This is a genomic window from Thalassospira alkalitolerans (assembly GCF_002115745.1).
Taxonomy (GTDB): Bacteria; Pseudomonadota; Alphaproteobacteria; order Rhodospirillales; family Thalassospiraceae; genus Thalassospira; species Thalassospira alkalitolerans.
Genome location: NZ_JFKB01000001.1, coordinates 441,232 through 456,427, shown reverse-complemented (window position 1 = coordinate 456,427; position 15,196 = coordinate 441,232). Strand labels below are relative to the sequence as shown.

At 52.8% G+C, this 15,196-nt stretch carries 12 protein-coding genes and 1 riboswitch; of the genes, 4 read left to right on the top strand and 8 right to left on the bottom strand.

The features are described 5' to 3' along the window. Positions 1–57 precede the first annotated feature (57 nt). The 4 genes from TALK_RS02090 to cobU form a co-directional block, all read right to left on the bottom strand. A complete protein-coding gene (locus TALK_RS02090; protein WP_085615329.1) occupies positions 58–744 on the bottom strand; it encodes a hypothetical protein in 687 nt (228 codons plus the stop codon). Between the two features lie 186 nt (positions 745–930). Further along, positions 931–4,698, bottom strand: coding sequence for a cobaltochelatase subunit CobN (gene cobN / locus TALK_RS02085; RefSeq protein ID WP_085615327.1), 3,768 nt, complete (start codon positions 4,696–4,698; stop codon positions 931–933). A gap of 168 nt (positions 4,699–4,866) precedes the next feature. Further along, positions 4,867–5,907, bottom strand: a complete 1,041-nt coding sequence (gene cobW, locus TALK_RS02080) for a cobalamin biosynthesis protein CobW (RefSeq protein WP_085615325.1) — start codon at positions 5,905–5,907, stop codon at positions 4,867–4,869. A 32-nt stretch (positions 5,908–5,939) separates the two neighbouring features. Further along, entirely contained in the window at positions 5,940–6,482 is a 543-nt protein-coding gene (gene cobU / locus TALK_RS02075; RefSeq protein WP_085615323.1) for a bifunctional adenosylcobinamide kinase/adenosylcobinamide-phosphate guanylyltransferase, read from the bottom strand. A gap of 58 nt (positions 6,483–6,540) precedes the next feature. After that, positions 6,541–6,748: riboswitch (cobalamin riboswitch) on the bottom strand. 258 nt (positions 6,749–7,006) lie between these two features. Between cobU and TALK_RS02070 the strand changes: the two genes are divergently transcribed. Continuing rightward, the gene (locus TALK_RS02070; RefSeq protein ID WP_085615728.1) at positions 7,007–7,645 is read left to right on the top strand and encodes a hypothetical protein; all 639 of its coding nucleotides are present in this window, start codon (positions 7,007–7,009) and stop codon (positions 7,643–7,645) included. Positions 7,646–7,726: 81 nt separating this feature from the next. On the opposite strand, the gene TALK_RS02065 is transcribed toward TALK_RS02070, so the two are convergent. Next, on the bottom strand, positions 7,727–8,338 hold the full coding sequence (locus tag TALK_RS02065) for a histidine phosphatase family protein (protein WP_085615322.1): 612 nt from the start codon (positions 8,336–8,338) through the stop codon (positions 7,727–7,729). Between the two features lie 72 nt (positions 8,339–8,410). After that, complete coding sequence (gene cobS, locus TALK_RS02060; RefSeq protein ID WP_245829632.1) at positions 8,411–9,268, bottom strand: adenosylcobinamide-GDP ribazoletransferase; 858 nt, start codon at positions 9,266–9,268, stop codon at positions 8,411–8,413. A gap of 114 nt (positions 9,269–9,382) precedes the next feature. Between cobS and cobT the strand changes: the two genes are divergently transcribed. After that, positions 9,383–10,414 carry a nicotinate-nucleotide--dimethylbenzimidazole phosphoribosyltransferase gene (gene cobT / locus TALK_RS02055; protein ID WP_085615318.1) on the top strand — a complete coding sequence of 344 codons (1,032 nt, stop codon included), beginning with the start codon at positions 9,383–9,385 and terminating at the stop codon, positions 10,412–10,414. Between the two features lie 47 nt (positions 10,415–10,461). Here the strand turns inward: cobT and TALK_RS02050 are convergent, their stop codons facing one another. Next, positions 10,462–11,691: an EAL domain-containing protein gene (locus tag TALK_RS02050; RefSeq protein WP_085615316.1), complete on the bottom strand. Its 1,230-nt coding sequence runs from the start codon at positions 11,689–11,691 to the stop codon at positions 10,462–10,464. Positions 11,692–11,945: 254 nt separating this feature from the next. On the opposite strand from TALK_RS02050, the gene TALK_RS02045 reads away from it, so the two are divergent. Further along, complete coding sequence (locus TALK_RS02045; protein ID WP_085615314.1) at positions 11,946–12,530, top strand: D-sedoheptulose 7-phosphate isomerase; 585 nt, start codon at positions 11,946–11,948, stop codon at positions 12,528–12,530. Positions 12,531–12,584: 54 nt separating this feature from the next. After that, positions 12,585–14,057: a D-glycero-beta-D-manno-heptose-7-phosphate kinase gene (rfaE1, locus tag TALK_RS02040; protein ID WP_085615312.1), complete on the top strand. Its 1,473-nt coding sequence runs from the start codon at positions 12,585–12,587 to the stop codon at positions 14,055–14,057. 17 nt (positions 14,058–14,074) lie between these two features. Here the strand turns inward: rfaE1 and cbiB are convergent, their stop codons facing one another. After that, entirely contained in the window at positions 14,075–15,136 is a 1,062-nt protein-coding gene (cbiB, locus tag TALK_RS02035) for an adenosylcobinamide-phosphate synthase CbiB (RefSeq protein WP_085615310.1), read from the bottom strand. Positions 15,137–15,196: the final 60 nt, after the last annotated feature.

The following is a 15,196-nucleotide window of genomic DNA, read 5'->3' as shown; positions in this document are numbered from 1 at the left end:
GGGTACGATCCTCCGAAACCCGCCGGGATCGGTCAATCAATCTGTATTTCCCGATGCTTAACCCGATGACAATCCAAGATCACCGGTCACCAGATCGGCCCATTTATCGGGTTCACGCATATCAGTATTGCGAAGTTCCGGGCGGCGCATCCGCGCCTTATTAAACAACTGCAACCGATCACCCGGCGACATATGCCGCAAACGAAGAAGCGCCTTGCGAACCGCATCATTTGGCGTATATGCCGGTTTCTGGAAACTTGTTTCGATCACTTCCAAACGGCGTTCAAGCCAGTTGCGCGTTGAAACCACACTGGCAATCAGCGATTTCAATTCGCGAACCACCGGGAAATGATCAAGGGCGACATGGGCACTGGAAATCGTCGCCCGCCAAATCTGGCGTTCGACACCTTGCAAATAGCGCCAATAAATCCGAACCTTTGCATCGATATCGATGGGACTTTGGTCCGGCCCGGGCAGATGGCGCGCCAATTCGATCAGGCCATTGCGGAATTCTTCGATACTGACCGGTAAATGAATCCCGTTAAACCGTTCACGTAAATCAAGAACGGAACGGATTGCACCGCGTGCAGGGCGATATTGCCTCTGGCCATGCAAATCAGCACGCAACCAATCGGGAATATCGGCATCAATCAATAGAAAATCGACAATTTCTGCATGTCCGGTATGGACCGGCAAAGGGGTCTGCAAATAGTCAGGCAAGCGAACGTGTTTCGTTCTGTCCATAATAGTGGCCTCCTAACTCAACGACCGATCCGTCTTATGCGGTTTCAGCCCGATAGGTTTGCCCCGTCCCTTAACCAACTTATTAACGGTTGGTTAAACAAGATATGGTACGAAAACGAAACGTTTCAACTCTCCGGTTTATTCCAGCGATAAAATTCTTGTGATTCAAAGGTGATACGCAGGTTATCACCCTTGGGGATTTGCCGCCAAATCGACCGAAACAGAGTTGCGGCGCGGCTGCCATAATCCCCGATCAATTGCCTCTCGCAGTCGATTTTTGATATCGTTCAAGGCGTCAGGATTATGGTTGTTGATAAAGTCCCGCACCTCGGCATCGCCCAGATAGGCATCATAGACCAGATCAAAATGATGATCGGCAACGCACCGCGCCGTCGCAGCAAAGGCAAACAGATAATCAACCGTTGCCGCCATTTCAAACGCCCCCTTATAGCCATGGCGCATCACACCCGCGATCCATTTTGGATTGACGACACGCGCACGTACCACACGGGCAATTTCTTCTTCCAATGTGCGGATTCTGGGGCTTTCCGGGCGGGAATGATCGCTGTGATAAACCGTGGGCTGTTTGCCTGACAAATGCCGGACGGCCGATGTCATTCCACCTTCGAACTGATAATAATCATCGGAATCCAGCAAATCATGTTCCCGGTTATCCTGATTATGGACAATCGCATCAACCCGCGAAAGTCGGGTTTCAAACAGATCGCGCGCGGCCTCGCCTTCGGCACCATTGCCATAGGCATAACTGCCCCACGCAAGATAGGCATCCGCCAGATCGGCTTCGTCTTCCCACAATTCTTCATCAATCATCGCCTGTAAACCGGCACCATAGGCACCGGGTTTGGCACCAAACACGCGAAATGCCGCTTGTCGCTTTGCTTGATCGGGCGTCGCCCCGGCATCGCACAGTTTTACAGTTTCAGCCGCGACCCGAACCGCAATCGGGTTCATATCTGCGGGTTCGTCGGTTTGTTCGGCAACCGCGCGCACCGCACTGTCAAACATATCGATCAAACCAGGAAACGCATCACGGAAGAAACCTGAAATCCGCAATGTCACATCGACACGCGGCCGCCCCAGCACGGATACTGGCATGATTTCAAACCCGGTTACCCGGCGCGATGCGCTATCCCATGTCGGGCGCACCCCCATAAGCGCAAGTGCCTGGGCAATATCATCGCCGCCCGTCCGCATATTGCTTGTCCCCCAAGCCGAAAGACCAAGGGCGGCGGGCCATTCACCATGATCCTGAACGTGGCGTTCCAACAGCAATTCGGCCGATTTCCAGCCCAACTGCCACGCCGCCGGCGTCGGGATTGTGCGGGTATCCACCGAATAAAAATTCCGCCCGGTCGGCAAAACATCCGGTCGGCCCCGTGTGGGTGCCCCGGATGGTCCCGGCTCAACAAACTTGCCCGAAAGACCGCGCAAAAGCCCTGAAATCTCGGCCGTACCACACGCCGTAACCGCCGGGCGAATTGATGTTTCGATGTCGGAAAGAACATCACAAACCCGGCGCCATGCCGGATCGGGCAGGGCATCCCCCCGCACCAAATCGCGCGCCAAAAGTTCGATCCGTTCAACCGTATCGCCCGTCGTGCGCCACGGGCCAGCGTCATAATTGGCAAGGCTTTTCGGCTTTACCCCGGGCCAAAATTCGGCAAAGGCACAATCAAGCGGATCAAAATCGGGATCATCAAGGATATCGGTCGCAATTGCGCGATGAAGCGATGCTTTGGGTCCATCGGCGGAACCCCGTGGTAACCGCACCAAGGCCACCAAAAGGTCGGTCAAAAGATCCCCTTCGGGGGATTTGCCAAAAATATGCAGCCCATCGCGAATTTGAAGTTCTTTTAATTCACACAGATAGTTATCCAGCTTGGCAAGCGCGCTTTCCTCGGCCTCGTCCGGTTCAATCCCGCAATCGCGATCTAGACCAATCCGAATGGCCAGCTCCAAAATATCGCGTTTCAAAATCACCAACCGCCGTGGATCGACTGCCGCCGCATCATAATATTCATCGACCAGCGCCTCCATATCCCGAAGCGGGCCATAGCTTTCCGCCCGCGTCAAAGGCGGCGTCAAATGGTCAAGGATCACCGCCTGCGCACGGCGTTTCGCCTGCGTGCCTTCGCCCGGATCATTGACGATAAAGGGATAAAAATGCGGTGTCGGGCCAAATACGGCTTCGGGAAAGCAATCCTCAGACAGGGCAAGCGATTTTCCCGGCAACCATTCCATATTGCCATGCTTGCCAAAATGAATGATCGCATGAACCCCAAAATGACGGCGCAACCAGATATAGAACGCGAAATAATTGTGCGGCGGCACCAGATCCGGCGAATGATAGCTTTCAAGCGGATCAATATTATATCCCCGCGCCGGCTGCAGCCCGACCACCACATTTCCCATCGGCAGGATCGCAAGGGCAATTGCGCCCTGATCGGCCAGATAAAACGGATCGCTTTCCGGCGCCCCCCAAGCATCCGTCACCTGTGTTTGAATGGTGGCGGGCAAGTCTTCAAATGCATTGCGATAATCCGCAATCGGAATCGTCACCCGAATAGTCCGCGCCGCAAGCGATTTGAAATCATTGGTCGGTCCGTCCTTAACCGCTGCAATCAGGGCATCACCATTTTCTGGCACTTCGTCAATGACGTAACCCGCATCTTTCATCGCCCGCAGGGTTTCAATCATCCCGGCCGGCGTATCAAGCCCAACCCCATTGCCAAGTCGGGCGTCCTTATTGGGATAATTAGCCATGACCATCGCAATTTTGCGCATTGAAACATCTGTCTTGCGCAATTTCACCCAATTGGCTGCCAAATCCGCGACGAAAGAAACACGATCCCGCACCGGGATATATTTGACCAAATCAATCTGGGTCAGGGCGTCCTTACCGGCCGATCCTTTGAACGAAATCGCACGTGAAATGATACGGCCATCGACCTCGGGCAAAGCGACATTCATTGCAATATCGCGCGCGGCAAGCCCGTTAACACCTTCGCGCCAGCCAACTTCCCCGCCACCGGATAAAACCACCTGAAAGACCGGTGCATCCACCACATCAAACGGCCCGTTCTGACGATCTCCGCCAGGAACAGACAATGCAAAACCGGTCGTATTCAGGATCAAATCAGCATTGGTTGCACCAAGCCAATCCTCGACAAGTGCTGCCGCGACAGGGTCCTTAAGGCTGGCAACAAAAATCGGCAATGGGTTAAGGTGCTTGGCGCATAATTCCTCAACCATCACATCAATAACATCAAGATTACCGGCCTGCATTAACGCGCGGTAGAAGACTATTGGCACAACAGGCTGATTTTGTTTCCATACCCCCCCGATTTCATCAAGGTCGATACTGGCTTTTCCCGGCCAATACAGGCCTGCCTTGACCAACGGAGCCGCCGGTTTCCAGTTCCAGCTAACAGATGGATTTAACTTTTCGTATATAAGGCGAAGTAAATGTTCTGAATTTTCCGGGCCACCTTCGATCAAATACCGCCAGATTTGCTGATAAATTCCCCCCTTGATGGTCGAAAGGGACAGCAATTCGGCATCGGGCTGATCATCGCCAGGCAATAGAACAAGGGGAACATCATTTCGGCGCGCCAGATCGACCAATTGTTCGATCCCGTAATCCCAATATCCCCGCCCGCCAAGAATGCGCACTATGATGAATTTTGCATCCGTCAAAACGCCATCGACATAAAGATCGACCGACATGTTGTGGCCCAATTGCAGAAGGCTTGCCAATCGCAGGGACGGCACATCGTCACCATAGGCCGCATTAAGGCGCGCTTGCGCCCCGGCCAGACAGGCCAGTTCCGACTCTGCGGCTGACAGAATGATGACATCACCCGGACTTTGGCCCAGATCGACGGCCTCGCTTCCATCGGTAACAAGCCCCGGCTGGGCAGCAAGCAAATGCATCGGGAATTTCCGTCTTTTCTATGGGTATCAGGGACTTTGGATCACCCGATCAGCAAAACTGCGACCGGATGATCCCTGTTTTAATTCACTGCTTTGGCTTCAACCATCGCCTTGCGACAACAACGCCGGAGCAATGTTTCACGTGACCCGAAACATGAACAAATGATCTTACGATACCTTGATCGCAGCCTCGATCGCAGCGCGATCCAAACCATGCAAGCCAATCACCACCAATTCCGACCGGCGGGTTTCAGTTTCAGCCCAAGGACGATCGAAATAGCATTGGAACCGTTCACCAACACCTTGCACAACCTGGCGCATCGGTTTGCCCGGAACATCCAGAAACCCTTTGATACGCAGGACGTCAAACTGACGCACCACATCAATCAGGCGCTTTTCAAGTGCCGCCGCATCGGAAATGGCATCCAGCGACACCACAAAGCTTTCAAAATCATCATGATCATGTGCATGACCGTCATCATGATGCGACGGACGGCTGTCAAGATCATCCTCGGCGGCGGCACCAAGGCCGAGCAACACGGCATTTTCAACTTTTGAATGCGCGGTCGCGATAATTTTGACGGACGGGCGTTTAAGTTCGGCCCGAATATCGGCTTCGACCTTGGCACGTTCTGCCTCACTCAAAAGGTCGATCTTGTTTAAAACAACCATATCTGCACAATGAAGCTGTTCTTCAAACAGCTCTTCAAGCGGGCTTTCATGATCCAGATTTTCATCGGCTTCGCGCTGGGCCTGAACCGCATGATGGTCATGGGCAAACAATCCATCGCGCAACGCCGCACCATCGAGAACCGCAACCACGCCATCGACCGTGACACGTGATCTGATTTCCGGCCAGTTAAATGCCTTTACCAATGGTTTTGGCAGCGCAAGACCCGATGTTTCGATAACGATATGGTCCGGGGGCGTGTCGCGATCAATCAAGCCTTGAATGGTCGGCAGAAAATCATCCGCCACCGTGCAACAAATGCAGCCATTCGACAGTTCAACCACATCATCCTCTGCACAGCCGGAAATGCCGCAGCCATTGATGACTTCACGGTCGACACCCAGATCACCAAACTCGTTGATGATAAGGGCGATACGCTTGCCACCGGCATTTTCTAGCATGTTGCGGATCATCGTGGTTTTGCCTGCACCGAGAAATCCGGTGATCACTGTTGCCGGAATTTTTCCGATCTGCGCCATATTCAATTATCCTTAAAACGATGAATTTTAATCTATTTTACCGACATCGGTATCCCGGCAACCACAAGCGTTACCTGATCGGCAAGCGCAGCAATCCGTTGGTGCAATCGTCCGGCATGATCGCGAAAGACACGCGCCATGGCATTTTCCGGAACAATCCCAAAACCAACCTCGTTGGATACCAGCAAAACCGGCACATCCAATGCGGGCAGAAAATCGCACAACCGACCAAATTCGGCATCAATATCCCGATCTTCAAGCATCAGGTTTGTCAGCCAAAGCGTCAAACAATCAACCATAATCGGCTTTGCCCCATCACGGTTGTTGCAGGACGATAATGCCGCACAAAGATCAAGCGGTTCCTCGATCGTTTGCCATATCTTGCCACGTGTTGATTTGTGAAGTTCGATACGGTTTGCCATTTCCGTGTCCCATGCACGGCCGGTCGCGATATAGGTTCCGCCACCTGCATGGTTAATGCGATCTTCGGCAAACCTGCTTTTGCCTGATCTGGCACCACCAAGGATCAAATGGATCCCGGTAAGCTGGCCATTTTGGGCCGTATTCTGGGTCATACCCGCTTTCCTCGCCTTGGCCTCCCACCGAGGCCCGATTGCGTTATCCATATTCCTTGCGAATAGGATGCCGGTGGCTGGTTTCCTGGCTTCGGGCATGAAAGCAATCCGCCTTCCCGGTTTGTCTGCTGTCGACATTTCCGGTGGCTGGCAAGGTCAATTCACCTAGATCACCCAACCCGTTACAGTTGCGGGGGCAGCATCGGCATCACACCGATTTCCCATCACCAAACGGCAAAACCGAACCTATCAGTTTTGCCTGCATGACCAAAGCCTAAACTCCAGCCTAACCATAAGGTCAGTATTTGTAAGAATTGACTGCTTGTGAGTAGCTATTGTTTAGGTGAACATAATCTAATCGCGTTGAAATTAGAGCATCAAAGCCATACAGCGCTATCTTCGGGCAATTCAAAACAAACAAAGTCCGGATGCCGAGACCGCAATAGGTGTCGGAACAACTCTTGGGGTAACTGGGAATTTGCTAACAAATGGCAATTCATGAACAAATTCAACGAATTCAGAACATGAAATCCTTGGCCTGGCAAACGGCTTCACGCGAAGATATGTGGCGCGGTCTGCTGGCTCGATTAAATTTCGACGATCAATCGTTTCCTGAATTCCTGGAACAACATTCCGTAAACGGCGAGATTTCGCTGGCACGGCATGATGTTCGAAACATATATGCTGAACGACCAACCTGTGGTGTTGTTGCGACCATTATCTGGTCGCATGCGCGTGGCATTCGCGTTAATGCGCTGTCTCTTCTGGTTCGCGACCTGCCGAACCTTGTTAATCTGTTTGATCATGACGATCTGGACGAGAGCCAGTTGTCGCAACTGCTTAGTCAGCCCGGTATTTCCATCCCGACAGCAAGCAAAATGCTGTCTGGCTGCGGCAAGAAATATCGTGGCAAACCCGCAGCAATCATCGACGACACCATCATCCAGACAATTGAAAGCCCGCAATTCCACGCAGACTTCCCTGCGATACTTAATCTTCGTGGAAAATCGCGTAGCCGACCTATGCCTTATTACGAAGCCTATCTCGAAGATGTTACCGCAATCTGTGCAAAACACGATGTTACTGCCGACATGATAGATCGGTATTTATCGGAATATGCATTGGTCAGCGAACTTGAAACCGAACAACGAAAATCAGCCTGACGGCTTGTACCCTGCGTGATGTTTTCATGCAGGGTACAAGCCGTATTTTTGCCCCCGGCAACCGACCAAAGAAATCCGTTTTTAAAATCGTAAGTTCACACCGGTTACCCGCCATCCCGGTTGATCAACACCGCTAATATGCTCAATCCTGGTCAATCCAAGGGTATCGACGTGAAAGGCAAGTGCGGCTTCCAACGACAGGCCAAGCGCATTGGCCAATGTCGCCCTTACCGTTCCGCCATGAATAACAGCAACAATATCCCGACCGGCCCAGTACCGCGTCAAACGGTCAAATATCGGTCCAACGCGCTCAACCACATCCCCAAAACTTTCACCATTGGGCGGTTGCTGGCGGGCGAAATCCGTCCAAAAGCGCGTGGTCTCGCCTTTGGGTAAATCATTCCAGTGCTTTTTTTCCCATGCCCCGAAATGCTGTTCGGCAAAACCTGTTTCACGCGTTGGCAAAACATTTTCATCCATCAGCTCAAGAAGTTTAAGCGCCGTCTCAAGTGTGCGGGACAGATGGCTTGTCACCCAAACAGCTTCGCGTGGCAATTGGCGCGACAATGCACGCAGTGCCTTTTCATCAGACAAATCAACAGGCATATCGCTACGCCCATAGACAAGCCGTTCCGGATTAGTCACTGGTGCATGGCGGACAAGCCACCACCGCGTTGTCACTGCTTTGTTCATTCTTCCCCCAAGGAAAAATGCGACCCTTGATTTGCCGCTTTGTTTGAACGGTCATTATTTATGACCTTATCATCAAGTACCCTGAATTACCGCGACAAATGCAATGCCAACAAACAGTTCCGACGCAATCTGCGTCATCCCAAGCACATCACCGGTATGGCCACCGATTTGGCTTTTTGCAATCCATCCAACCAACACTACCGCCACCATCATGGCCATTACAGACGTGATAACGGCCATGGGTCCGGCAACAACAAGAACAAGCAACAATGCAACCCCGATCCCGCCCACCACCATCAGCAATTCAGGGCGCCCGGCACCTTTGCCAAGTCCGTCCATCCGCGCCGGATCAAGAAAATGCATGACAACGGGTATTGCTGCACGCGACGTCACCGCCATCACAATCAAGATTGCGGCCATGCTGCCACTATCACTTGCCAAACTTAGTAAAACAATGCGCAAGGCAAGACACAGAACCAGCGCAATAACGCCGTAAGTCCCAATCCGGCTGTCGCGCATGATTTCAAGCTTGCGCTGCCGATCCTGCCCGCCGCCAAACCCGTCTGCACAATCGGCAATCCCATCCTCATGCATTGCACCGGTCAGAAGAACCAAAACAAGCGTTGCCATGATTGCCGTGACCGCACTATTCCCGATCAGGATGTCGGTTAAAAAGGCCGGGATAATCGCAACCCCCGCAATGAAAAGGCCAACGAAGGGCCAACACCAAACGGATCGGGCAATCGCCTCGGGGCGGAAATCACATCGCATGGATACCGGAATTCGGCTCAGCAGCGCCAAGGCCCGCCAAAAATCATCCAGCAATCCATTGACTGGAATTTTACCATCATCAATCGGTGGCCTTTGATCACAGGCAGAAGCATCAGGGCTTTGTGATTTCGTTGCGGATTGTTTATGATTATTGTTCACGGGCAATATCCGATATTCGAACTGGCATTATGGCCGCAATCAGATTAATCATGACCGCGACAGAAGCCAAGCAGAAGCCGCTATGCATCCGCGTCCGCCAGCCGGAGAATTTCCATGTTCGACCCCAAACACCCCCCCCAAAGCCTTGATGAAATCCGCGCTCTTATGGCCAAAATGCCCGCGGTTGATCACGATGCCCAAGCCGCGGTTACTGCCCGCGAGCCCCAGCTGACCAAACCGGCAGGCGCCCTTGGCCGTATGGAAGAAATCAGCCTTTGGCTGGCAGGATGGCAAGGAAGTTCGCGGCCGCGCATGTCGCGGCCACGCGTCACCGTCTTTGCCGGAAGCCACGGCGTCTGCGCACAGGGCGTTTCGGCCTTCCCGGCCGAGGTCAACCAGCAAATGGTGGAAAACTTCATCAATGGTGGTGCGGCCATCAATCAGATTTGCAAAACCGTCGATGCTGAATTGCGCGTGATGGAAGTTGCGCTGGAAATCCCGACCAATGATTTCTCGCAAGAGCCCGCCATGGACGACGAAGGCTGTGCCGAGGCCATGGCCTTTGGCATGAGCGCCATCGAAAAAGGCCTTGATCTGTTTGTGCCCGGTGAAATGGGCATCGGAAACACGACAGCGGCGGCCGCAATTGCCTATGGTTTGTTCGGCGGTGAAGCTTCCGATTGGACCGGGCGCGGGACGGGTATCGACGATGAAACCCTGATGCGCAAAACACGTGTCGTCAGTGATGCCATCATTTTGCATAAAAACCAGATGCATGACGCCTTTGATGTTCTGCGTTGCGTTGGGGGCCGTGAAATTGCGGCAATGGCAGGTGCCATTGTTGCCGCCCGTTTCCAGCGCGTACCAGTTCTTCTGGATGGATATGTATCCTGTGCCGCGGCAGCGGTTCTTGCTGCCATTCATCCCAGCACCCTGGATCATTGCCTGGTCGGGCATGTATCGGCCGAGCCGGGGCATAAACGATTGATCGAAAAGCTTGGCAAACAGGCCTTGATCGATTTTGGCATGCGTCTTGGCGAAGGGTCCGGTGCGGCGCTTGCCATTCCACTTTTGCGCGCTTCTGCGGAATGCCACAATGGCATGGCAACCTTTGCCAAAGCAGGCGTCGCCACTTGCGATGAATAATCTTCGCTGATCGGAAAATCAGAAATAACGCCGCGAAAATAACGGCGTTATTTTTTGGTGCGTTCGCTTAAAAGATGCTCGACATGTCGGCCCTGGAACATCGTGATATTGACCGAATGACCGAAATTGATGGCGCGTTCATCATCGCAACGGCACATGATGACACGCGTCTCGCCCGATAGGGCCACGGCATCGCGAATGGCAGTGCTATGTTCTTCGTCGAGATTTTCCATTTCCGGGTCCCAGATCATCTTGATCATATCAACGCCAAGCTTATTGCGGTTGATATAGGGCAGCGAAAGATGGCTGATGCCATCAATGCAAATCCGGTAACCGCGGTCCCGGCAAAAATCACGGGCAAAGAAGAAAGCCCCAAGATCGGCAAAAATATCGATTTTTTGCAGTTCCAAAACAATGGTTCCGCGCTGCCCGGCTTTCACATTGCTGTCAAAAGTCAGGAAATCAGGCGACAGCAAGGTTGAAACATTCAAATTGATACTGACTGAACCGGTAACCGATGCATCATTGCTGCGTGTCAGCAACGACAGCATGCGCCGATCCAGAATCTCGGTCAGATGCTGAAACAGCCAGCGATTGGACAGGACATTGACATCCGGCATCAACGTTTGTTGCAAATCTTTAATTGAAATAAACAACTCGTGAAAGACCGGGGTCGGATTGGCATCACCGATCACCGCACAAATCGCCTGACGTCGCATCAGGTTTGAAAGATCTGCCCGGCGCAGGGATTCATCAATACGGCCCAAAATCTTTGGTGTCAGTGGCGCCCGGCCATCCTCCAGATCAGGACTGTCATTGTGACGTTCGGCGGCCTTGCTGACCTGTTTCGGGCGATTGGCGTTCGAGCGTACAAGCGTCTGCGTCAGATGCAGGAAGTCCTTGTATTGCTGCGCAACGTCGAAATAATCGGTAAATGTCGCGGGTGCGCCACTTTCATCCTTGCTTTCACCGATCAACGGATCATCGTTGAACAGGAATTTCAACCGGAAAATAACCGCGTTGACCTCGTCAACCTCGGCCGCATCGAAAATAAAAATCATATCCTGATTGGACAGAGTAAAAATACGCCCGGTGACATCAGGAACAATTTCTTCGAATGCGGCAATTGCCGTGCGGATATGATGATCGCGGCGGTTAAACGCCTGCAACTTGGAAAAATGCACATGGATCGCCCCCACGCCATCCTTGCGACGTTCAAGACGACGCACATAATCAACCAAAAAGGCTTCGGGTGAGGGTAAACTGTTTTCAGACATACAAGGTGACCAGATTTTCCAACATGCAGCGTTCGATAAAAGTCCCGATTGAAATACAATAGTTCGCAGGCCGTTAACAGCTTATGTATTAGCATTATGACAAATTGAAACCAAACGCGAAAATCGGATATTTCCTGACCTTCGCAAATTCCCTTCCGCCATCTGTTGCATTCCGATAAGTCATGGCATTACATCATCCAAGCTGCTAGTTTCAGCCCGATTTCATCCGCCTAGAACATTCCAGAGATCAAAAAATGGATATCAACGCCTTCTTCGATGCCGAGTTTGACGAACATCTTGATCTGGTCAACAAAACCCGCGAAGCAACACGTGCGCCTTTTGCCGAATTGGTTGCCATCTGCACCAATGCGTTTAACGCAGGCAACAAGTTGCTGTTCTTTGGCAATGGCGGATCAGCGGCCGATGCACAGCATATCGCGACCGAATTCACCGTCCGTTACATCAATGACCGTCGCGCATTGCCAGCCATCGCATTGACCACCGACAGTTCAGCCCTGACCGCGATTGGCAACGATTTCGGTTTTGATTACCTGTTTTCACGTCAGATCGAGGCGCTTGGCCGACCGGGCGATATTGCGATTGGCATTTCGACGTCCGGCAACAGCAAGAATGTCAACCTTGGTCTTGAAAAAGCCCGTGAGATGGGGCTGATTGCCACAGGCTGGACCGGAAAAACCGGTGGCGCCATGGCCAGTCTTTGCGATCCATTGATGATTGTGCCAAGCAATACCACCGCCCGTATTCAGGAAATGCATATCCAGATCGGTCAGATGTTGGTCGGCGCGTTGGAACAAACGCTTGGCCTGACCAAATCCTGATCGATTGAAATCCTGCAAACCATCCCGCTTTCACGAAAAAAAGACGATACGAACATGACCGATCTAAGCCATCTGGCCAACCTGGTTGAACAGCTTCCCGACGCAAAAGTTCTGTGTATTGGGGATGTGATGCTGGATCGGTTTGTCTATGGATCAGTCACCCGCATATCGCCCGAGGCCCCGATCCCGATCATCCGTGTCGAACGTGAAAGTGCAATGCTGGGCGGGGCGGGGAACGTTACGCGCAATGCCACAGCGCTTGGCGCAGCGGTTCGTTTTCTGTCGCTGGTCGGTGATGATCTTCCGGGCCGCGAGGTCATGGAATATGTCGCCGGTGACAAGGGTGTTGAGCCTTATATCCAGATCGAGCGCAATCGCCCGACCACGATCAAAACCCGCTATATCGCTGGCGGACAGCAATTATTACGGTCTGACAACGAAACTACCGCCCCGCTTGCCAAGGCCACAATCAGCAACCTTTCGGCACTGGCCGGGCAATTGGCCCCCGATGTCAACGCGATTATCCTGTCCGATTACGGCAAAGGCGTTTTGCATAGCGACGTCGTCATCGCCACAATCACCGCGGCGCGCAAGGCTGGAAAACCGGTCATCGTCGACCCCAAGGGTACTGATTACAGTATCTATCGCGGTGCAACGGTTGTTACCCCGAACCGTGCCGAAGCGCAGGCTGCCACCGGCATCACCATTCATAGCGACGAAGACGCGATTGCGGCGGCGACCAAAATCATCACCGAATGCGGTATTGAAAACGTCCTTCTGACCCGAAGCCAGGACGGTATGACCCTTGTCACCAATAAGGGCGAAGCCATTCACCTGCCAACCGAAGCCCGCGAAGTTTTTGACGTTTCAGGTGCGGGTGACACGGTTGTGGCCTGTCTTGCATCGGCGATTGCGGCGGGTGCAGCGCTTTCCGATGCGGCACGCATTGCCAATGTTGCCGCCGGTATTGTGGTTGGCAAAATTGGCACCGCTGTTGTTTATCCGGACGAACTGATATCCGCCCTGCATCATCATGATCTGATGATCGGCGAAGCCAAATTGATGCCCCTTGACCGGATGGTCGATCGTGTCGAACGTTGGCGCCGCAAGGGATACAAGGTCGGCTTTACCAATGGCTGTTTCGATCTTTTGCATCCAGGCCATCTTAGCCTGCTGCAACAGGCGCGTTCGAACTGTGATCGCCTGATTGTTGGCTTAAATTCAGATGCCTCTGTCAAACGACTTAAGGGCGAAACCCGCCCGGTTCAATCCGAAGCCGCCCGTGCCGCTGTTCTTGGGTCCCTTGAAACTGTCAGCGGTGTCGTTATTTTTGGCGACGATACCCCGATCAACCTGATCAAGGCCCTGAAACCGGAAATCCTCGTCAAAGGGGCCGATTACACCATCGACAAAGTAGTTGGTGCCGATATCGTTCAGGGGTATGGCGGCAAGATCGTTCTGGCCAATCTGGCAGACGGGTTTTCAACCACATCGACCATCGCCCGTATCAATCTTGGCAAAGACTAAACACCCCAGGATCAGACCTAGATCAGCCCGATCCACAAGACCTTCAGGACGATCGGCCATGCCGCGTTAAGGATGCAGGACGTTGTGTAAAGCGTAAGTGCCCGATCAATATCGCTGGCATTTGCATCGCGCCTCCCATCACCGATATAGGGATCATCCACCAGTTCAGCACCATAGCAGCGCGGCCCGGCAAGTGACAGGCCAAGCGCACCGGCAAAGGCGGCTTCCTGCCACCCGGCATTTGGCGATTTATGTTTTACGCCATCGCGCAACATAACCGTCCAGGCGCGTTCGCCGGAACTTTTACGCCCGATCACCGCGGCAAGGCAAATTACAGCACCTGCAATCCGCGCTGGAACAAAATTAACCACATCGTCAAGACGCGCGGCAAACCGCCCGAAATAAAGATATCGGGCGCTGCGATGACCAATCATCGAATCAAGGGTATTGATCGCCTTATAAGCACAAAGCCCGATTGGCCCGCCCAGCACATACCAAAACAGCGGCGCAACCACCCCATCGGAAAAGTTTTCAGCACAGCTTTCAATTGCCGCCCGGCTAACCCCGGCCGTGTCCAATGTGTTTGGGTCGCGTCCGACAATCATCGATACCGCAATCCGCCCGCCCGAAAGCCCGTCTCGTTTCAGGGCAACCGATACCGCCCTGACGTGCTGATAAAGCCCTTTTTGGGCGATCAACACCGCAAGAAGCAAGATATCGGCGATGACAAAAATACCGCCAAACGAGGATATAAGCTGAACCAAACCGCCAAAACCCGCAGCACAACCGATAACCGCAACACTGGTTAGCAAGCCGCGCATCAAAAGATCACGATTACCATAACGCGGTTTATTTAATCGCCGTTCAAACCAGCCAATCAGATTGCCAACCCAAACCACCGGATGCGGCATGCGGCGAAATAACCACGGAAAATCACCGCACAGGGCATCAAGCACCAGTGCCAGTACCAGCACAGTGAAAAGCGGCCCCATAAAGCCCGCCTGCGGGATCAGAAATTCGGTGATCACGGTTTCCATCGTGGCAATGTGCGGCGGGGAACCATGCACGTCAACAATCATGGGGGCCCTGCTAACAAATGAATGAAATATCATGACGATTTGCCAATTTGATCCGGCTTT